The organism is Stappia sp. 28M-7, assembly GCF_014252955.1.
Lineage (GTDB): Bacteria > Pseudomonadota > Alphaproteobacteria > Rhizobiales > Stappiaceae > Stappia.
The window spans coordinates 4,415,269-4,434,858 of sequence record NZ_JACMIA010000001.1 but is presented as its reverse complement, the minus strand read 5'-3'; the positions used below and the strand labels follow the sequence as shown (position 1 = coordinate 4,434,858).

15 protein-coding genes are annotated in these 19,590 nt (G+C 69.3%); 6 read left to right on the top strand and 9 right to left on the bottom strand.

The window, feature by feature from the left end; all coding sequences use genetic code 11:
- Positions 1-3 precede the first annotated feature (3 nt).
- Positions 4-696, bottom strand: a complete 693-nt coding sequence (gene ccmB / locus H7H34_RS19890) for a heme exporter protein CcmB (RefSeq protein WP_185926208.1) — start codon at positions 694-696, stop codon at positions 4-6.
- Positions 693-1,343: a heme ABC exporter ATP-binding protein CcmA gene (ccmA, locus tag H7H34_RS19885; protein ID WP_185926207.1), complete on the bottom strand. Its 651-nt coding sequence runs from the start codon at positions 1,341-1,343 to the stop codon at positions 693-695. The genes ccmB and ccmA overlap by 4 nt, the downstream gene beginning before the upstream one ends.
- A 394-nt stretch (positions 1,344-1,737) precedes the next feature.
- On the opposite strand from ccmA, the gene acnA reads away from it, so the two are divergent.
- Positions 1,738-4,488 carry an aconitate hydratase AcnA gene (gene acnA / locus H7H34_RS19880; protein ID WP_371811432.1) on the top strand — a complete coding sequence of 917 codons (2,751 nt, stop codon included), beginning with the start codon at positions 1,738-1,740 and terminating at the stop codon, positions 4,486-4,488.
- Between the two features lie 98 nt (positions 4,489-4,586).
- Here the strand turns inward: acnA and H7H34_RS19875 are convergent, their stop codons facing one another.
- The 5 genes from H7H34_RS19875 to H7H34_RS19855 all read right to left on the bottom strand — a co-directional run bounded on the left by H7H34_RS19875 (position 4,587) and on the right by H7H34_RS19855 (position 10,913).
- Entirely contained in the window at positions 4,587-5,612 is a 1,026-nt protein-coding gene (locus H7H34_RS19875) for an ATP-dependent carboxylate-amine ligase (RefSeq protein WP_185926205.1), read from the bottom strand.
- A gap of 38 nt (positions 5,613-5,650) precedes the next feature.
- Entirely contained in the window at positions 5,651-6,295 is a 645-nt protein-coding gene (locus H7H34_RS19870; protein WP_120270120.1) for an outer-membrane lipoprotein carrier protein LolA, read from the bottom strand.
- Between the two features lie 133 nt (positions 6,296-6,428).
- On the bottom strand, positions 6,429-9,257 hold the full coding sequence (locus H7H34_RS19865; protein WP_185926204.1) for an FtsK/SpoIIIE family DNA translocase: 2,829 nt from the start codon (positions 9,255-9,257) through the stop codon (positions 6,429-6,431).
- A 3-nt stretch (positions 9,258-9,260) separates the two neighbouring features.
- Complete coding sequence (locus H7H34_RS19860; protein WP_185926203.1) at positions 9,261-10,478, bottom strand: aminotransferase class I/II-fold pyridoxal phosphate-dependent enzyme; 1,218 nt, start codon at positions 10,476-10,478, stop codon at positions 9,261-9,263.
- 213 nt (positions 10,479-10,691) lie between these two features.
- Positions 10,692-10,913, bottom strand: coding sequence for a DUF1674 domain-containing protein (locus H7H34_RS19855; RefSeq protein WP_120270234.1), 222 nt, complete (start codon positions 10,911-10,913; stop codon positions 10,692-10,694).
- A gap of 174 nt (positions 10,914-11,087) precedes the next feature.
- Between H7H34_RS19855 and htpX the strand changes: the two genes are divergently transcribed.
- From htpX to H7H34_RS19830, 5 genes are all read left to right on the top strand, one after another.
- Positions 11,088-12,116, top strand: coding sequence for a zinc metalloprotease HtpX (gene htpX, locus H7H34_RS19850; RefSeq protein WP_120270123.1), 1,029 nt, complete (start codon positions 11,088-11,090; stop codon positions 12,114-12,116).
- A gap of 170 nt (positions 12,117-12,286) precedes the next feature.
- Complete coding sequence (locus H7H34_RS19845; RefSeq protein WP_371811431.1) at positions 12,287-13,693, top strand: RsmB/NOP family class I SAM-dependent RNA methyltransferase; 1,407 nt, start codon at positions 12,287-12,289, stop codon at positions 13,691-13,693.
- 173 nt (positions 13,694-13,866) lie between these two features.
- Positions 13,867-15,606 (top strand): heparinase II/III family protein, encoded by a 1,740-nt coding sequence (locus tag H7H34_RS19840; protein WP_245165533.1) that lies wholly within the window; start codon positions 13,867-13,869, stop codon positions 15,604-15,606.
- 126 nt (positions 15,607-15,732) lie between these two features.
- The gene (purH, locus tag H7H34_RS19835) at positions 15,733-17,349 is read left to right on the top strand and encodes a bifunctional phosphoribosylaminoimidazolecarboxamide formyltransferase/IMP cyclohydrolase (protein ID WP_120270125.1); all 1,617 of its coding nucleotides are present in this window, start codon (positions 15,733-15,735) and stop codon (positions 17,347-17,349) included.
- A gap of 186 nt (positions 17,350-17,535) precedes the next feature.
- Entirely contained in the window at positions 17,536-17,946 is a 411-nt protein-coding gene (locus H7H34_RS19830; RefSeq protein WP_185926202.1) for a YkvA family protein, read from the top strand.
- Here H7H34_RS19830 and H7H34_RS19825 read toward each other — a convergent pair whose 3' ends face one another.
- On the bottom strand, positions 17,947-18,609 hold the full coding sequence (locus tag H7H34_RS19825; RefSeq protein ID WP_185926201.1) for a DNA-3-methyladenine glycosylase family protein: 663 nt from the start codon (positions 18,607-18,609) through the stop codon (positions 17,947-17,949).
- A gap of 39 nt (positions 18,610-18,648) precedes the next feature.
- Positions 18,649-19,476: a MipA/OmpV family protein gene (locus H7H34_RS19820; RefSeq protein ID WP_185926200.1), complete on the bottom strand. Its 828-nt coding sequence runs from the start codon at positions 19,474-19,476 to the stop codon at positions 18,649-18,651.
- Positions 19,477-19,590: the final 114 nt, after the last annotated feature.

The following is a 19,590-nucleotide window of genomic DNA, read 5'->3' as shown; positions in this document are numbered from 1 at the left end:
CCGTCAGTCGGCCGAGAAGCGCAGTCCTGCCGCAGCGGCAAAGGGGCCGATCACGGCGGTGATCAGCGTCACCGCGCACAGATAGAGGAACGGCGCCAGGAACGGGGCGGGCTCGGTGATGGCGGCACCGGCCGCGCTGACCCCGAAAATGAGCACGGGAATCGAGAACGGCACCACGAGGACGGCCAGCAGCAGCCCGCCGCGGCGCAGGCTGACGGTGAGCGCCGCGCCGACCGCGCCGATCAGCGTGAGCGCCGGCGTGCCGACGGCCAGCGTCAGCGTCACCGCGCCGATGGCCAGCGGTTCCAGGTTGAGGAAGATCGCCAGCACCGGGGCCGCGGCCACCAGCGGCAGGCAGGTGCCGACCCAGTGGGCAAGGCACTTGATGAGCACGACGACCTCCAGCGGACGCCCCGCCATCAGCACGAGGTCGAGCGAGCCGTCGTCGCGGTCGGCCTGGAACAGGCGGTCGAGGCCGAGCAGGGTGGCGAGCAGGGCGCCGATCCACAGCACGGCCGGGCCGATGCGGGCGAGCAGGTTGAGATCCGGGCCAACGCCGAAGGGGATGACCGTGACGACGGCCAGGAAGAACAGCACGCCGATCAGCGCACCGCCGCCCGAGCGCAGCGATAGCCGCAGCTCGCGGGAAAACAGGGCCGCGGCCCAGCCGCGCGGACGGTCGTCTGCCCTGCTCATGCCGGCATCTCCGTCTCGAGCGGATCGGGCGCCTCGAGATGCAGCTTCAGCAGTCCGTCGAGGCCGAGCGGCTGGTGGGTCGCGGCGATGACGATGCCGCCGGCGGCGACGTGATCGCGCATCAGTTCGCAGAGCAGCTCCTCGGAGGCGGCATCGAGCGCGGCGGTCGGCTCGTCGAGCAGCCAGACGGGGCGGGGAATGGCGAGAAGCCGGGCGAGCGCCAGCCGGCGCCGCTGGCCGGCGGACAGGTAGGCGGCGGGAAGCTCCGCCGCATGGCCGATGCCGAGCAGGTCCAGCGCCTCGTGCGCGCTGCGCGGTCGGAGCCCGCCGAGGGCGGGCAGGCCGGCAAGGAAATCGCGCCAGAAGGCGAGGTTCTCGATGACGGACAGGGCCGGCTTCACCGCGTCGAGATGGCCGGCATAGTGGCAGTGCTCGAAAGGCTCGGCCTCCGCCTCGCCGCCCTCGACGCGGATCGCGCCCTCGGTCGGCGGCACCAGGCCGGCCAGGACGCGCAGCAGGCTGGACTTGCCGACGCCGTTCGGCCCGGTGACGACCATGGCCTCGCCGCTGGAGATCGCGAGCGACAGGCCGGCGAAGACCCTGCGGCCTCCGCGGTCGCAGGCAAGCTGTTCGGCAAGAAGACGCATCGGCCCCGGATCTGCTGCATGCGCCGGCCAAGGGATGGCCGGCAGCGGCGGTTTTTCGCGCCCGGACGGCGCGTCCGTCCGGCAGGACGAGGCATGGCATGCAGGCCGGCGGCGATCAAGCGGCAATGCGTCGCTGCCCGGGGCGCCCGGCGCGCCGGGACTCCCCCATATTGACGAGAGGAATGGCGCTGCTAACCGCTGGCCCCGCGCGCGGAAATTCGCTATACGGGCGCCAACCCGCACGCGGACACGCTCCAGTGTCCGCCGACGCGAGACGGCAAACCCGGCCGGCGGCGTATCCCAAGACGACGCTTTCCGCCGGGGGAGCGCATTCGTCGGGTGACAGGCAGCCATGGGGCCGCATCCGCCCGAGGACAACAAGGGGACCGCCAGCGTGACCAAATCACTCGACAGTTTCAAGGCCAAGAAGACGCTCCAGGTCGGAGACAAGACCTACACCTATTTCTCCCTCCCCGAGGCGGAGAAGAACGGTCTGGAGGGCGTGTCCAGGCTCCCCTATTCGCTGAAGGTCGTGCTGGAGAATCTCCTGCGCTTCGAGGACAACCGCACGGTGACCGCGGACGACATCCGCGCCGTCGCCAAGTGGCTGGTGACCCGTACCTCCGAGCATGAGATCTCCTACCGCCCGGCGCGCGTCCTGATGCAGGACTTCACCGGCGTTCCGGCCGTGGTGGATCTGGCCGCCATGCGCGATGCGGCCGTGAAGCTCGGCGGCGACCCGAAGAAGGTCAACCCGCAGGTGCCGGTCGACCTGGTCATCGACCACTCGGTGATGATCGACTATTTCGGCACCCAGGACGCCTTCACCAAGAACGTCGAGCTGGAGTACCAGCGCAACGGCGAGCGCTACGAGTTCCTGCGCTGGGGCCAGTCGGCCTTCGACAATTTCCGCGCCGTGCCGCCGGGAACCGGCATCTGCCACCAGGTCAATCTGGAGTATCTGGGCCAGACCGTGTGGACCAAGGACGAGGACGGCGAGACGCTGGCCTATCCGGACACGCTGGTGGGCACCGACAGTCACACGACGATGGTCAACGGCATGGCCGTGCTGGGCTGGGGCGTCGGCGGCATCGAGGCCGAGGCGGCCATGCTCGGCCAGCCGATCTCCATGCTGATCCCCGAGGTCATCGGCTTCAAGCTGACCGGCAAGCTCAGCGAGGGAATCACCGCCACCGACCTGGTGCTGCGCGTCGTCGAGATGCTGCGCAAGAAGGGCGTGGTCGGCAAGTTCGTGGAGTTCTACGGCCCGGGCCTCGACAACCTGAGCCTCGAGGACGCTGCGACCATCGCCAACATGGCGCCGGAATACGGCGCGACCTGCGGCTTCTTCCCGGTGGACGAGGACACGCTGGAATACCTGCGTTCGACGGGCCGCGATGCCGAGCGCGTCGCGCTGGTCGAGGCCTATGCCAAGGCGCAGGGCATGTTCCGCACTTCCGACACGGCGGAGCCGGTCTTCACCGACACGCTCGAGCTCGACATCTCCACCGTCGTGCCCTCGCTCGCCGGCCCGAAGCGTCCGCAGGACCGCGTCGCGCTCGACGAGGCGGCCGAGAAGTTCGCCGTCGCGCTGCGCGAGATCAAGGGCGGCGGCAAGGACCCCTCCACGCTTCCCGGTTCGGCCGGCGAATCGCGCTTTGTCGATGAAGGCGCCACCGGCGTCACCGGCACGGCCCGCCAGCGCTACTCCGTGAACGGCAAGTCGCACGGCCTGGCCGACGGCGACGTGGTGATCGCCGCGATCACCTCTTGCACCAACACCTCGAACCCGTCGGTGCTGATCGGCGCCGGTCTCGTCGCCCGCAACGCGCTGAAGAAGGGCCTGAAGGTCAAGCCGTGGGTGAAGACCTCGCTGGCTCCCGGCTCGCAGGTGGTCACCGACTACCTGAAGAAGGCCGGCGTGCAGGCCGACCTCGACGCGCTGGGCTTCAACCTGGCCGGCTATGGCTGCACCACCTGTATCGGCAACTCCGGTCCGCTGGACCCGGCGATTTCCGAGGCGGTCAACGAGAACGACCTGGTGGTCTGTTCGGTGCTGTCGGGCAACCGCAACTTCGAGGGCCGCGTCAATCCGGACGTGCGGGCGAACTACCTCGCCTCGCCGCCGCTGGTCGTCGCCTACGCGATCGCCGGTTCGATGGACATCAACGTCGCCGAAGATCCGCTCGGCGAGGACCAGGACGGCAACCCGGTCTACCTGAAGGACATCTGGCCGACCAACCAGGAGATCACCGACCTGATCCGCTCCTCGATCACCGAGGAGATGTTCCGCGAGCGCTATTCGGACGTCTTCAAGGGCGACGAGCACTGGCAGGGGATCAAGGTCGAGGGCGGCATGACCTACAAGTGGCCGATGAACTCGACCTACGTGGCCAACCCGCCCTATTTCGAAGACATGACCATGGAGCCGAAGCCGCTCGAGGATATCGAGAGCGCCGCGGTCCTGGGCCTGTTCCTCGACTCCATCACCACCGACCACATCTCGCCGGCCGGCTCGATCAAGGCGGAGGCGCCGGCCGGCGTCTATCTGCTCGAGCACCAGGTCGCCAAGAAGGACTTCAACTCCTACGGCGCCCGTCGCGGCAACCACCATGTGATGATGCGCGGCACCTTCGCCAACATCCGCATCAAGAACCAGATGGTGCCGGGCGTCGAAGGCGGCGTCACCATGAAGGACGGCGAGCAGAAGTGGATCTACGACGCGGCGATGGACTACAAGGAGGCGGGCACGCCGCTCGTCATCTTCGCCGGCAAGGAATACGGCACCGGCTCGTCGCGTGACTGGGCCGCCAAGGGCACCCGCCTGCTCGGCGTTCGCGCCGTGATCGCCCAGTCCTTCGAGCGTATCCACCGCTCGAACCTGGTCGGCATGGGCGTGCTGCCCTTCACCTTCAAGGACGGCGAGAGCTGGCAGTCGCACGGCATCACCGGCACCGAGAAGGTGACGATCAAGGGCGTCGCCGATCTCAAGCCGCGCCAGATGGTCGACATCCTGGTCGAGTTCGCCGACGGCACGACCAAGACCATCGAAGTGCTGTGCCGCATCGATACGGTCGACGAGCTGGAATATGTCCGCGCCGGCGGCATCCTGCACTACGTGCTGCGCAACCTCGTCGCGGGATAATCCGCAGGAGCGCAGATCCGAAAAGAAAGGGCCGGCATTCGCCGGCCCTTTTGCTTTTGGGGGAAGGGAAGGGGCGACGGGCGTTGTCGCGCGGGTCTTCAGGATGCCAGCAAGGCGTCCAGCAGGTCGGCGTAGATCGCCTCCACGCGGGCGGCGGCCTGCGCGCCCATGCGGTGGAAATAGGCAAGGCCGGGGGCGGCGTTGACCTCCAGCACCACCGGCGGCGCGCCGGGATCGACGAGCAGGTCGACGCCGGCAAAGCGCAGGCCGAGCGCAGCGGCGGCGCGGATCGCGGCATCGGCCGCGGCGGGGGTGAGCGTGTCGGTGATGTCGCTGGCGCTGCCGCCGGTGGAGAGGTTCGCGTTGGCGAGCAGCGCGATCGTCGCGCCCCTTGCCGGGACGCTTTCAAGGCCGAGGCCCGAGGCGGCGAGCTCGCTGAGAATGCGGGGATCGTCGGCGGCGATGCGGGCGCCCTTGCCGTCGCTGGCGAACTCGGCAAGCCGGGCGGCGATCAGCGCGGAAAGCGGGCTGGCACCGTCGCCGGTAACCGACAGCGGACGGCGGGCGAAGGCGGCCTTGACCTGTCCGTCGAGCACGACGACGCGCAGGTCCTCGCCGCTGGCCGCCTGCTGCACCAGCACCCGGTCGTGCAGCGCCAGCAGCGTGTCGAGGGCAAGGTCGAGGGCGGCGGCATCGCCGACTCGGGTTACCCCGTCGCCTTCGGAGCCTTCGTTCGGCTTGGCGAAGAGGGGGTAGCCGACCTCACGGGCGAACGCGTGGGCCGTGGTACGGTCCGGCAGGCGGGCGGCGACGGCGGGGTTCTTGAGGGAGAGCTGGGCGGTGCGGCGCGCCCCGTGCAGCAGCACGCCGCGGGGCGTCGCGAGCCCCGCGCCGGCCAGGAAGCGGCCGGCATAGTCCTTGTCGCGGGCAAGCGCTGCCGCGCCCGCCCGGTTGATGTCGAAATGGGTGCCCTTGAAGAAGTGCCGCCGGCCGCGCGCGTCGACCACCGCCCCGGCATAGCCGTAGAGCGGCTCGGTCTCGATGCGCGCGCCGCGCTGAGCGGCGAGCCGCTCGAGAATCTCGACGAAGACCGGCCGTCGCACGCTCGCCTCGGCTTTGCTCACGCGGGATGCGCCCAAGGGGAAGGGCCAAGCGCCTGGCGTCAGTTGCCGCGGCGCTGCATCAGGTTGGCGTTGTAGTCGATGGTGAAGAGCTTCGGGTTGGTGGGCCCGTTCACCGAGGTGTTGTAGATCGCCACCGACGTGTCGTAGCCCTGCGCATCCGTGACCGTCCACTGCTTCAGCTCGGTGGTCGCGGCGTCGAAGATCAGCGTCAGCTTGCCGGTGCCGAAGGTGGAATTGTCGGCGAGCACCACGGTGACGAGATCCGGCTCGACCGAGACGCTGGCGACTTCCGCATCCGCCTCCAGGTTGATCCTTTCCGCCAGCAGGAAGCGCAGCGGCGTCTCCTTGAGCGGCCAGATGTCCTGGGTCGCAAGCTTCCGGTCCTTGACCGAGACCGACTTGCCGTCGGCGACGATGTCCACCTTGGAGGGCGGGTTGTAGTAGAAGCGGATCTTGCCCGGGCGGGCGAGATAGAACTTGCCTTCCGCCCGCTCGCCATTGGGGCCGAACTGGATGAAGTCGCCATGCATGGTCTTCACCGAGTTGAAGTAGGAATTCACCTCGGCAAGCTTGGTCTTCTGCTCCGAGCTCAGTGCGGCGGCGCCGGCCGGCGCAAGGCTGGCAAGGCCGACCGCGGCAGCGGCGGCAAGGGCAAGCAGGGTGCGGCGGGCGATGCTGGTCATCGATACGGCTCCGTCGGCTCGGTCTGGCGGGCGGCTCGCGGAAGGGCGCGCCGCATCTCGTCAATTGTCAGGATGCGCTAGCAGGCAGCTGTGGCAAAGTTGCGACGGGCCACGGTCTGCGCGTTTCGCGCCGTCAATAGTCGTCCTCGACCCCGTTCTGCACCAGGATCTCGCGCTTGCCGGCATGGTTGGCTGCGCCCACCAGCCCCTCGCGCTCCATCCGCTCGATGATCGAGGCGGCCCGGTTGTAACCGATCGACAGACGCCTCTGGATATAGGAGGTCGAGGCCTTCTTGTCGCGCAGGACCACGGCTACCGCCTTGTCGTAGAGGTCGTTGCCCTCGTCGTCGCCGCTGCCGCCACCGCCGGCCAGCGCGTCATAGGGGCTGTCTCCGCCCTCGTCCTCCTCGGTCACCGCCTCGAGATATTGCGGCGTGCCCTGGCGCTTCAGGTGGCTGACGATGTCCTCCACCTCCTCGTCCGAGACGAAGGGACCGTGGACGCGCTGGATGCGGCCGCCGCCGGCCATGTAGAGCATGTCGCCCTGGCCGAGCAGCTGTTCCGCGCCCTGTTCGCCGAGAATGGTGCGGCTGTCGATCTTCGACGTCACCTGGAAGGAGATGCGGGTCGGGAAGTTGGCCTTGATCGTGCCGGTGATGACGTCCACGGACGGGCGCTGCGTCGCCATGATCAGGTGGATGCCGGCGGCACGGGCCATCTGCGCCAGGCGCTGGATCGCGCCCTCGATGTCCTTGCCGGCGACCATCATCAGGTCGGCCATCTCGTCGACGATGACGACGATGTAGGGCATCGTCTCCAGCGGCAGTTCCTCGTTCTCGAAGATCGGCTCGCCGGTGTTGCGGTCGAATCCGGTCTGCACCGTGCGGGTGAAGACCTCGCCCTTCTCCATCGCCTGGGCGACGCGGGTGTTGTAGCCGTCGATGTTGCGCACGCCCATCTTCGACATCTTCTTGTAGCGCTCTTCCATCTCGCGGACGGTCCACTTGAGCGCGACGACGGCCTTTTTCGGGTCGGTGACGACCGGCGTCAGAAGATGCGGGATGCCGTCGTAGATCGACAGTTCCAGCATCTTGGGGTCGATCATGATCAGCTTGCACTGCTCCGGCTCCAGCCGGTAGAGCAGCGACAGGATCATGGTGTTGATGGCGACCGACTTGCCCGAGCCGGTGGTGCCGGCAACCAGCAGGTGCGGCATGCGGGCAAGATCGGCGATCACCGGCTCGCCGCCGATGGTCTTGCCCAGCGTCAGCGCCAGCTTGGCCTTGGTCTTCTCGTAGTCGCTGGCGGCCAGCAGCTCGCGCAGGAACACCATCTCGCGGCGCTGGTTGGGCAGTTCGATGCCGATGGCGTTCTTGCCCGGGATCACCGCGACACGGGCAGAGATGGCGCTCATCGAGCGGGCGATGTCGTCGGCAAGACCGATGACGCGGCTCGACTTGATGCCGGGCGCCGGCTCCAGCTCATACAGGGTGACGACCGGGCCGGGGCGAACCTCGATGATCTCGCCGCGTACCCCGAAATCCTCCAGCACGCCTTCCAGGATGCGGGCGTTCTGCTCCAGCGCGTCGGTGTTGACGGCCGTCTGTTTGCCGGCGGCCTTCGGTTCGGACAGGAGGTGCAGCGGCGGCAGCTCGTAGACGGACGGGTTGCGCAGGAACGAGGGCTGCGCCTCTTCGGTGGCGCGGCGGCCGGGCTTGGGCCGGCCGGCCGGCGGCACGACGCGGCTCGGGATCTGGGCGGCCGGGCCACGGCTGACCGGGCCGGCGATGGCGCGCGGCAGCGGCGTCGACAGCTCGTCGAGCGGGCCGTCTTCGTCGAGGTCCGGCAGGTCGTCGATGGTGGCGCCGGAGGCCTCGGCATAGTCCTCGTCGAGGTCGCGCGCATCGTCCGCATAGTCGTCGCCGTAGTCATCGGCAAAGGCGGGCTCTGCCGGAGCGGAGGTGTCGTAGAACGCGTCGAGGCCGTCGTCTTCCCTGGGCAGAAGCTTGCTGGCGAGGCGGCGGCGCAGGGCAGAGAACCCGCCGCGGCGGCCGACCGGATCCTCGTCCTCGTCTTCCGCGGGACCTTGTGCACGGGCGCCGCGTCCCTCGTCCCAGTCCTCGCCGTCCTCGTCGATGAAGGCATCGTCATACGGGTCGGACGCGCGGCGCGAGGCGCCGCGGCGACCGAGCATGCGGCGGGCATTGGCGCGGGCCACCAGGCCCCAATGGGTGACGGCACCCATCAGCGCGCCGAAGCGGCCCTCGCCAGCGTCGTCATCCTCATCGTCCTCGTCGAGGTTCGGAACGGCGCCGACCGAGCGGGCGTGGTGCGAGGGTTCGGGCAGGGGCGCGAGCACAGGCTCGGGATCGCGGCCGAGCCAGCCGGCGGCGCGCAGCATGCAGATCGCGGCCGGAACGCCGAGGCCGAGCATGCCGACGATCATCGCCATGCCGTCGGTCAGCTCGCCGGTCAGCAGGGCCGGAAGGCGGTGGACGAAATCGCCGAGGAAGCCGCCGAGGCCCGTGGGCAGCGGCCAGCCGGAAGGAACGGGAAGGGCGGCCAGCGCGCCGGCGGCGAGCAGGGTGCCGAGGCCCCAGAAGACGATGCGGCGAGTGGCGATGCGGGTGGCGCGGGCCGCGACCAGCCGCCAGCCCCACAGGACCACGGGGATGAGGAACACGGCCGAGGCGAGGCCGATCGCCTGCATGAACATGTCGGCGATGATCGCGCCGGGCTGTCCGAGCGCGTTGCGCACCGGCGCGGAGGTGGCATGGCTGAGGCTCGGGTCGCCCGTCGACCAGGTGGCGAGCGCGGCTGCGAGCGCGGCGCACAGGGCGATCAGCGCCAGTCCGGCCGCGCCGATGACGTTGCGTTTGACGAAGCGCTTGAACGGCGCCTCGGTGTCTTCGAGGCCGAGCGCTGCGGCCCGGCCGCTTCTCACGGGAGTGGCGCGACGCATCCTCTAGTCCCCCAGTACCGCGACCACGCGGGACAGCGCCCGCTCGATGGTCGTCTCGTCGTCGACGAGGGCAATGCGGATATAGTCCGCGCCCGGATTGCCCGAAGCCCCGTCCATCGCCAGATAGGCGCCCGGCAGCACCTTGACGCCGGCCTCGGCCCAAAGCCGCCTGGTGACCTCGATGCCGCCGCCCCAGCGGGCGACGTCGAGCCACAGGAAGAAGCCGGCCTGCGGAACGACCGGGCCGAACAGCGGCGCCAGCAGGCGCTGCGCCACGTCGTATTTCGCGTTGTAGAGCCGCCGGTTCTCGGCGACATGCGCTTCGTCCGCGAAGGCGGCGGCGGCCACCGCCTGCAGCGGCATGGAGACCTGCGGCGCGGCAAGGCCCCGGAAGCGGGCCCAGGCTTCCAGGAAGTCCGGATCGCCGGCGGCAAGGCCGACGCGCAGGCCGGCAAGGTTCGAGCGCTTCGACAGCGAGTTGATGCTGACGACGTTGGCGAAGCCCTCGCCCATGGCATGGGCGGCCTCCAGCACGCCGGCGGGCGGCGCGTCGCGGTAGATTTCCGAATAGCACTCGTCGGCAACCACCAGGAAGCGGTGGCGGCGGGCCAGCGTTATCACCCGCTGCCAGGTGGCGAGGTCCGCGGCAACGCCCTGCGGGTTGGCCGGCGAGGCGTAGTAGAAGGCGACGGTGCGGTCGAGCAGCTCGGGCGACAGCGCATCGAGATCGGGCAGGAAGCCCGTTTCGGCGCGCGCATCGAGCGCGACCAGTTCGGCGCCGGCGACATGGGCCGCGGCGGCATAGGTCTGGTAGAACGGATTGGGCATCAGCACCGCCGGCCGGGCGCCGGTTTTCGCGAGATAATCGCGGGCACCGAGTGCGGCGAAGGTCAGGCCTTCGCGCGAGCCGTTCAGCGGCAGGATGCCGCGGGCAACGTCCAGCGTGCCGCCGAGGCAGTAGCGGGTGTCGAGCCAGCGTCCCACCGATTCGCGGAAGGCATCGGTGCCGCGAATGTTGGGGTAGCGGCTGAAGTCGCCGATGGATCCGGCCAGGACATCTGCGACGAAGCCGGGCACGGCATGGCGCGGCTCGCCGATGGTCATCACGACCGGGTCCATGCCCGGTGCGAGATCGGCAATCAGCGCGGCCAGCCGCTCGAACGGGTTCGAGGAGGGCAGGGAAGCGGACCTTGCGGCCTTGGGGGCGGCGTCAGAAGACATTCGGCTCGAACCATTCACCGGGATCCCGCCAGCCCTGCGGCGGACCTCCCGGCCTGTTGACGTCAGGCCGACCGTGCCGCAGCCCGGGAGGGCGCGGCGAACGGAAGACCGGCTGCGACGCCAAGCCTATTCGCCGATGGTAAATCCCTCATTAACCAAGCCGCGATCGCACGCCTTGCGAGCGGGTAGCACGGGTCCGGGCGCCGGCGGGCGTCAGAAGTCGCAGGTCAGTCCCTTGATTTCCCAGTCTTCATAGCGGGTCGGCTCCAGCCCGCCGCGGCCGTCGATCTCGCGCGGCATGGCCTCGCCCTTGGCGTCGATCTCGCGGCGGCGGGCCTCTGCTTCCAGAAGCGCCCGCTGGGCGGCCGGCGGCAGGTCCTCGAAACGGCGCTGCGGGGCTGCGTCTTCGGTTGCGGCGTTGTCGGGCGCGGTCATGGCGGTGTCTTCGGTCTCGGTCATTGTCGTCGTGCTCCGGTCCGGGCCGGCCTTTTCGGCCGTCTTCCTTCGGTGGGCTCGCGTTGCTCTCTTGCAGAAAATCGCGCTGCCGCCAACATATAGGGTCAAAGATGCAGCTGTCGCCATAGTGGCCCCACGACACAGGCAGGTGAGATGAACTACTTCCGCACCGCACTTCTCCTCGCCGCGATGACGGCGCTGTTCATGGGCGTCGGCTTCCTGATCGGCGGCGAGGGCGGCATGATGATCGCGCTCCTCATCGCCGCGGCGATGAACCTGTTCAGCTACTGGAACTCCGACAAGATGGTGCTGCGCATGCACCATGCGGTGGAGGCCAACGAGAGCCAGGCGCCGGAGCTGTTCCACATGGTGCGGCAGCTGGCCGCGCGGGCCGACCTGCCGATGCCGAAGGTCTACCTCATCAACAATCCGCAACCCAACGCCTTCGCCACGGGCCGCAATCCGCAGAATGCGGCGGTTGCCGCCACCACCGGCCTGCTGGAAAGCCTGTCGGCCGAAGAAGTCGCCGGCGTGATGGCGCACGAGCTCGCCCATGTGAAGAACCGCGACACGCTGATCATGACGATGACGGCGACGATTGCCGGTGCGATCTCGATGCTGGCCAATTTCGCCTTCTTCTTCGGCGGCAACCGGGAGAACAACAATCCGCTCGGCTTCATCGGCGTGCTGATCGCGATGATCGTCGCCCCGCTCGCGGCGATGCTGGTGCAGATGGCGATCAGCCGCACCCGCGAATATGCCGCCGACCGCATGGGCGCGGAAATCTGCGGCAACCCGATCTGGCTCGCCTCGGCGCTGGGAAAGATCGCCGGCGGCGCGGCGCGGGTCCACAATCCGGACGCGGAGCGCAACCCGGCGACCGCGCACATGTTCATCATCAACCCGCTGTCGGGCGAGCGGATGGACAATCTGTTCTCCACCCACCCCAACACCGAGAACCGCATCCGCGCGCTGCAGGAGCTGGCCGGGGCGATGGGCGGCGGGGGCGGCGGCTATTCCCGCAGCAGCGGGGCCGGCTACGCATCCAGCGCTCCGCAGGGGCGTGGCCCGGCCGGCGAGGGTCCCTCGCGCAGCGATCCTCCGGGTCCGTGGGGGCGCTCGCGCCGCCGCGACGAGGGTGGCAACGGGGGAAGCTCGGGCCGTCGCGGTCCCTGGGGCTGATGCCGCCGGCCGACCGCCCGGCGGGCCGCATTCGGTCCGCGATGCGCCCGGCCCATGTGCTTTAGGGGTTGTGATCGCCTGCCGTTTGCGGGCATACCGCCTCTCCTTCTTTTGATGCGGCGGTGCCGTGCGCTTCGCGCGCTGCCCGCCCCGTGAGGCGATCCGAGCCGGTGAGCGACAAGACCGACAACCGCAAGCAGAGCTCCCGACCCCGCAAGGGCCAGGGCGGGAGCCCTGTGCGCACCCGCTACCAGCCGGACCATTCGACGGTGGGCCTGGCAGCCCGCCGCGTCGCGGTGGAAATCCTCGGGCGGGTCGTGACCGGTCGCCGGCCGCTCGACGACGAGCTCAAGGAGAGCGGCGGCCATCCCGGTTTTTCCGCGCTGATCGCCCGCGACCGGGCCCTGGTGCGGGCGATGCTCGGCACGGCGCTGCGCCGGCGCGGACAGATCTCCGCCATTGTGGACAGGCTGCTCGAGCGCCCGGTGCCGGAAAAGACCGGCTTCGTTCTCGACATCCTGCATGTCGCGGCCGCGCAGGTGCTGTTCATGGAAGTGCCGGACCGGGCTGCGGTGGCCATCGCCGTGGCGCTGGCGGATGCCGACAACCGCTCGCGGCGCTACAAGGGGCTGGTCAACGCGGTGCTGCGGCGAATGGTGGCCGAGCGCGAGGACCTGCTCGCTGCCACCGCGCAGCCCTGGCGCAACACGCCGGTTTGGCTGTTCGCCGGCTGGCAGAAGGCCTATGGCGAGGACACGGCGCTCGCCCTTGCCGGCATGCACCTGCTGGAGCCCAATCTCGATCTCACCGTCAAGGATGACCCGCAAGGCTGGGCCGAACGGCTCGGCGGCACGGCCATTGGCGGCAATACGGTGCGGCTCGCCCGTCCGGGCGGGCGCATCGAGGCGCTGGAGGGATATGACGCCGGCGCCTGGTGGGTCCAGGACGCGGCCGCCGCGATCCCGGCGCGGCTGCTCGGCGATGTCGCCGGCTTGCAGGTTGCGGACCTGTGCGCGGCGCCCGGCGGCAAGACCGCGCAGCTGGCCGCGGCCGGCGGTCACGTCACCGCCATCGACATTTCCGCCCGCCGCCTGGAGCGGCTCTCGCAGAACCTTGCAAGGCTGAGCCTGAGCGCCGAGGTGGTGGCCGCCGATCTTGCCGACTACGAGCCCGCCGCACCGTTCGACGCCATCCTGCTGGATGCGCCGTGCTCGGCGACCGGCACGATCCGCCGCCATCCGGAGGTCGCCTGGAACCGGCGGGCCGAGGATGTGGCGAGCCTCGCCGCCACGCAGGCGCTGCTGCTGGAGCGGGTGAGCGGATGGCTCAAGCCCGGTGGGCGTCTCGTCTATTGCACCTGCTCGCTGGAGCCGGCGGAAGGAGAGCTTGTCGTCGCGCGGTTCCTCGCCGCCAATCCCCAGTTCGCGCGCCTGCCGATCACGGAAGCGGAGACGGGCTTTGCGGGTCTGGTGACGGGCGAGGGCGATCTGCGGACCCTGCCGGTGTCGTTGCCGCGCGAACCCAGCCAGAACGGCGGCATGGACGGCTTCTTCGCCGCCCGCCTCGTCCGTCTCTGATCCTCCCCCTCAAGACACCTTGCATCCGCTGTGAATCCCTCGAATCGTGCTGAAATCGGTAACGGATCGCTAACCCTGTTGCCGGAAACTGAAATGTGCAGGCGAAGCGGATTCGCGAAAGGGCTCGGCACGACGGCGGCGCGGCTGGAGGGAAGGTGGCACAGGTGACGCTAATGTCGGTGACCGAACGGGCACGGGTGTGGCGTCTCCTCGCGCAGGCCGCCTGGCAGTCCCTGCTCAGATGGATGCATGGCGGGCCGCTGTTCCGCTGGCGGCTGTTCTCCAGCACGCCCGCCCGCCTGATCATCGCCCCGCAGGATCTGCGCACCGCCGACGGCACCAATGCCGCCGATATCTATGCCGGGCGCTTCCTGTTCGCCGGCCAGCTGGTCGAGACATCCGGCCAGTCCCCCTTCGAGGTTCCCGCCCCCTCCGCCGACTGGGCCCGCGCCCTGCACGGCTTCGGCTGGCTGCGCCACCTCAAGGCGGCGGAGACCGTGGTGGCGCGGCAGAACGCCCGGGCGCTCGTCGACGACTGGATAAGGAGTTGCGGCTACTGGCAGGACACGGCCTGGGAGCAACAGGTGGTGGCGCGCCGAGTGCTGGCCTGGCTGTCGCAGTCGCCGCTGATCCTGGAGGGCTGCGACCGCGAGTTCTATCGCCGCTTCCTGCGCTCGCTCGCCCGGCAGGTTCGCTACCTGCGCCGGACCATGAACGAGACGCCGGACGGGGTGCCGCGCCTGCAGGCAGCCATCGCCGTTGCCGCGGCCACCGTCTCCATGTCGGGCCAGGGCCGCTTCGTGCGCCAGAGCCTGCGCCGGCTGGACCAGGAACTCGCCCGCCAGATCCTCGCCGATGGCGGCCACATCTCGCGCAATCCGGCTGCCTTGCTGGATATCCTCGTCGACCTGTTGCCGGTGCGCCAGGCGCTGACCGTGCAGGGCATGCCCGCTTCGCCGACGGTGATGCAGGCGATCGACCGGATGATGCCGATGATCCGCTTCTTCCGCCACGGCGACGGCACGTTCGCGCATTTCAACGGAATGGGGGCGACGCCGGCGGATCTGGTGGCGACGATCCTTGCCTATGACGATGCGCGCGGGGGCCCGCCGGGCAATGCCCCGCATTCGGGCTATCAACGGGTCAGCTGCGGCGACACCCTGCTGCTGATGGATACGGGGGTGCCGCCGGAGCCGGCGCTGAGCCTGACCGCCCATGCCGGGTGCCTGTCCTTCGAGATGTCGTCGCGGCGCAACCGCATCGTCGTCAATTGCGGGGTGTCCAACAGCGAGCGCGGCGCCTGGCGCTCGGTCTCGCGGGCAACGGCCGCCCATTCCACCGCGACGATCGACGACACGTCCTCCGCCCGCTTCCTGTCGGAAGCGCGTTTCGGCGGCTGGCTCGGCGCGCCGATCCTCACCGGGCCGACCAGCGTGCCGGTGGAGCGTGAGGAGGGGCCTTCCGGCACCCGCATCGTCGCCAGCCACAACGGCTATCAGGACAGTCTGCGGCTGATCCACGAGCGCGACATCACCCTGTCGCAGGACGGCAGCGTGCTGGACGGCATCGACCGGTTCCACCCGACCGCGCGCACCGGACGCGACCACGAGTTCGCCATCCGCTTCCACCTGCATCCGGCGATCAAGGCCAGCTCGATCCGCTCGGGCACCGGCATCCTGCTGGTGGCGCCGGACGGCGAGGCGTGGGAGTTCACGGCGCCAGGCTGCGAGATGGCCATCGAGGAATCGATCTATCTTTCCGACAGGTCCGGCCACCGGCGCTGCGAGCAGATCGTGCTGTACGGCCGGCTCGTCCATCGCCGCGAGGCGGCCTGGCAGTTCTGTCGTACCGCCGCCGGGCGGGCGACGCGGCGGCGCGTTTCCGACGCGAGCAGCGGCGAACTCGACCTTTAGGGCGGTGTTCTGCCGCGCCCTGCGCATTTTTTACCCAATTCTTCGTCGTCGGCTTCCGGTTTTCCGCGCTTCGTGCTAGGCGCACGCAGATCACTGTCCCGCCGAAAACCCGAAGGACCCTCCGCAATGGCCGTGGTGTCGAAACGCATTCCCGTTCCCGATCTCGTTCCCGTCAGGCGCGCCCTGCTCTCCGTCTCCGACAAGACAGGCCTCATCGAGTTCGCGACCGCGCTTGCAGGGCTCGGCGTCGAGCTGGTCTCGACCGGCGGTACGCGCAAGACGCTGGCTGACGCCGGGCTGAAGGTGCTCGACATTTCGGAGGTCACCGGCTTTCCCGAGATCATGGACGGGCGCGTCAAGACGCTGCATCCGGCCGTGCATGGCGGGTTGCTCGCCATCCGCGACGATGCCGAACACGCCGCGGCGATGAAGGAGCACGGCATCACCGGCATCGACCTCGTCTGCGTCAATCTCTATCCCTTCGAGGAAACGGTCGCTTCCGGCGCCGACTTCGCGCTCGCCATCGAGAACATCGACATCGGCGGCCCGGCAATGACCCGCGCCGCGGCCAAGAACCACGCCTATGTGACGATGGTCAGCGATCCGGCCGACTATTCCGAGGTGATCGAGGCGCTCGGCGAGCACGAGGGGCAAGTGCCGCTGGCGCTGCGCAAGCGTCTGGCGCAGAAGGCCTTCGCCCGCACCGCGGCCTATGACGCGGCGGTTTCCAACTGGTTCGCCGCCGCCATCGGCGAGGACGCGCCGGCCCATGTGGCCTTCGGCGGACGTCTCGCGTCGGTCATGCGCTACGGCGAGAACCCGCATCAGAAGGCGGCGTTCTACCTGACGCCGGAGCGCCGCTTCGGCGTTGCCACCGCCCGCCAGGTGCAGGGCAAGGAGCTGTCCTACAACAACATCAACGACACCGATGCCGCGTTCGAGCTGGTCAGCGAGTTCGATCCGGGCGTGTCGCCGGCGGTCGCCATCATCAAGCACGCCAACCCCTGCGGCGTGGCGACGGGCGCGAGCCTCAAGGACGCCTATCTGAAGGCCCTGGCCTGCGATCCGGTTTCGGCCTTCGGCGGTATCGTCGCGCTCAACAGCAAGCTGGACGCGGCCGCGGCCGAGGAGATCGTCAAGATCTTCACCGAGGTGATCATCGCGCCGGAGGCCAGCGACGAGGCGCTGGCGATCGTGGCGGCGAAGAAGAATCTGCGCCTGCTGATCACCGGCGGGCTCGCCGATCCGCGCGCCGGCGCACGTATCGTCAAGTCGGTTGCCGGCGGCCTGCTGGTGCAGGACCGCGACACCGGCACGGTCGAGGATCTCGACCTCAAGGTGGTGACGAAGCGCGCCCCGACCGAGCAGGAAATGGCCGACCTCAAGTTCGCCTTCCGCGTCGCCAAGCACGTCAAGTCGAACGCCATCGTCTATGTGCGCGAGGGCGCGACCGCCGGCATCGGCGCGGGCCAGATGAGCCGCATCGACAGCGCCCGCATCGCCGCGCGCAAGGCCGAGGACGCGGCGGAGGCGGCAGGTGCCGCCCGGCCGAACACCATCGGCTCGGTCGTGGCGTCCGATGCCTTCTTCCCCTTCGCAGACGGCCTTCTGGCGGCGGCTGCCGCCGGCGCCACGGCGGTGATCCAGCCGGGCGGCTCGATGCGCGATGCGGAAGTGATCGCGGCGGCCGACGAGGCCGGGCTCGCCATGGTCTTCACCGGCATGCGTCACTTCCGTCACTGACGGTTTGCAAAGGGCGCCTGCCCCAGGCCCCTTCGCCCGCCTCTTTGAAAATCCACCGCGCCCGCCCCACATAAGGGGCGGGCGCGGGCCGTTTCGGCCCAGATATGGGGTAGAAAGCGGGTCATTTCGGCCCGCCCGGGGGCTGTCCGCGGGACCTTCGCAAGGTCCGGCAAGGAGACGGCAGGCATGGCGGCAAGTTACGACGATCTCGGCATCGATCCGGAAATCCTCGGCCCCGAGAAGGGCCGCGAGGAGCGGGTCGGCGCGCGCCTCTTCAAGGTGGCGCGCAAGGCGGCGCGGCAGATCCCCTTCATGGAGGATGTGATCGCCGCCTATATTTGCGCCGTCGATCCGGCCACGCCCGTGCGCGTGCGCGGCACGATCTTCGCCGGCCTTGCCTATTTCGTCATGCCCTTCGACATCATTCCCGACGCCATCCTCGGCATCGGTTTCACGGACGATGCCAGTATCCTGCTCGGCGTGCTGGCCCTGATCGGCAGCCATATGCGCGAGGAGCACAGGGAGGCGGCGCGCGCCGCGCTCGGCAAGACAGAGGCCGCCGACGACGGCAGGGCGGGCAAGCCCGGTTCGGTTTGATCAGACCGGGAGGCCGGTCCCGCGCCCGGTGAGGCGGCGATAATGCGCCCATAGAAGCCGCGCCGCGACACCGCGCCAGGGCGACCAGCGCCGGGCCAGCCGTTCCGCCTCGCGCGGGTTCGGCCGCACATCCAGCGCAAGGGCGTCGCGCAGGGCTTCCTGCAGGGCGACATCGCCGGCGGGAAACACATCCGGGTGCCCGGCGCAGAACAGCAGAAAGACATCCGCCGTCCATGGGCCGATGCCGCGCAGGGAGACGAGGCGGGTGCGGGCGTCCTCCGCCGGCAGGCGCGTCAGGTCCGCAAGGTCGAGGCCATCGTCGACGGCCTGCGCCACCGCCCGGAAAGCGGCGATCTTGGCGCGCGACAGACCTGCCTGGCCGAGCTGGTCATCGCTCAGGCGCAGGACGGTCGCCGCGTCGAAGGGGGAAATCAGCGCTTCAAGCCGACCGTAGATCGCGGCGGCGCTCGCCAGCGACACCTGCTGTGCGGTGACGATGCGGGCAAGCTCGGCAAAGGTCGCGGGATGGCGGCGCAGCGGCAGGGGATCGCCGGCCGCGGCAAGGCGGCCGAGATCGGGCGCAATGGCCAGAAGTTGGCCGAGACCGGCGGCGAGGTCGTCCTCGTCGTCGATCCGCACGGGAATGCGCTGCTCGCCTGTCATGTCGATGCCGCCGGCCTGTCCTTGCGACCGGGGCGGCGATCAGAACAGATCGAAGGAGAAGCGGTAGGTGACGCCGGTGCCGATGGTGAAATTGTTCTGGTTGCCACGGCGGACGATCGGGCTGTTGCGGGCGTCGCCCACATAGTGGTCCCAGCCGGCCTGCAGGTGCAGTGCTGTCTGGTCCGTGACCGCATAGCTGGCGCGGCCCGACAGGCCGATCGACTTGAAGCCGCCGCTGGCCTTGTAGGCGGTCAGGTTGCCCAGCGAGGCGGCCGCCTCGGCAGGGGTGACGCCGAAATAGGTGCTCATGTAGTCGCCGCTGGCGAAGTCGGCACGCGGGCCGAAGGCGATTTCCAGCCGTTCCATCGGGTTCAGGATGATGTCGGCACCGATCTGGCCGACCTGACCCGTGTGGCCGTTGATGCCCTGGCGCAGCTCGACGAAGGCGCTGAACCAGTCGTAGCGGAAGCCGGCGCCGAGGCCGAGTTCCAGCGCCCAGTCGACCTTGTTGGTACCGGTCAGCTTGGCGCTGTCGGAGGCCTTGCGCTCGCCCACGAAGTTGAACGAGGGGAAGAAGAAGACGCCGCGGGTGGTCTTCTCGCCGTCGCTGACCTGGCCGAGGCCCGGCACGTAGAACCGGCCGACCGAGATGATCGGCAGCGGCGAGACCATCATCTTGTCCGCGCCTTCGTATTTCGGCGAGACCAGCGCGCCGACGCCGAGGTCGATGACGTACTGCCGGGAGGGCAGGGGCATGTCCTGCGGCGCTGCCATGCCGTCCTGGGCAAGGGCTGCCGGAGCAGCGAGGCTCGCACCGGCCACAAGGGCGGCGGCGGTGAGGGCGGAAAGGAAGGTGTTCTTGCGCATGACGGTCCAGCCGGCTCCGGAAATCGGTCTGTATCTAGTCTTCTATACTCCGGTTTAACTGACGGATCCGTTACCGCGAAGCGATTTCGCGGCAATGTGACCGGCTTGCGCCAC

Bases quoted from the DNA above. Each gene is read 5' to 3' on its own strand.
- ccmB (WP_185926208.1), bottom strand. From the start codon at position 696: ATGAGCAGGGCAGACGACCGTCCGCGCGGCTGGGCCGCGGCCCTGTTT.
- ccmA (WP_185926207.1), bottom strand. From the start codon at position 1,343: ATGCGTCTTCTTGCCGAACAGCTTGCCTGCGACCGCGGAGGCCGCAGG.
- H7H34_RS19870 (WP_120270120.1), bottom strand. From the start codon at position 6,295: ATGACCAGCATCGCCCGCCGCACCCTGCTTGCCCTTGCCGCCGCTGCC.
- H7H34_RS19865 (WP_185926204.1), bottom strand. From the start codon at position 9,257: ATGCGTCGCGCCACTCCCGTGAGAAGCGGCCGGGCCGCAGCGCTCGGC.
- H7H34_RS19860 (WP_185926203.1), bottom strand. From the start codon at position 10,478: ATGTCTTCTGACGCCGCCCCCAAGGCCGCAAGGTCCGCTTCCCTGCCC.
- H7H34_RS19855 (WP_120270234.1), bottom strand. From the start codon at position 10,913: ATGACCGCGCCCGACAACGCCGCAACCGAAGACGCAGCCCCGCAGCGC.
- htpX (WP_120270123.1), top strand. From the start codon at position 11,088: ATGAACTACTTCCGCACCGCACTTCTCCTCGCCGCGATGACGGCGCTG.
- H7H34_RS19840 (WP_245165533.1), top strand. From the start codon at position 13,867: ATGTCGGTGACCGAACGGGCACGGGTGTGGCGTCTCCTCGCGCAGGCC.
- purH (WP_120270125.1), top strand. From the start codon at position 15,733: ATGGCCGTGGTGTCGAAACGCATTCCCGTTCCCGATCTCGTTCCCGTC.
- H7H34_RS19830 (WP_185926202.1), top strand. From the start codon at position 17,536: ATGGCGGCAAGTTACGACGATCTCGGCATCGATCCGGAAATCCTCGGC.
- H7H34_RS19825 (WP_185926201.1), bottom strand. From the start codon at position 18,609: ATGACAGGCGAGCAGCGCATTCCCGTGCGGATCGACGACGAGGACGAC.
- H7H34_RS19820 (WP_185926200.1), bottom strand. From the start codon at position 19,476: ATGCGCAAGAACACCTTCCTTTCCGCCCTCACCGCCGCCGCCCTTGTG.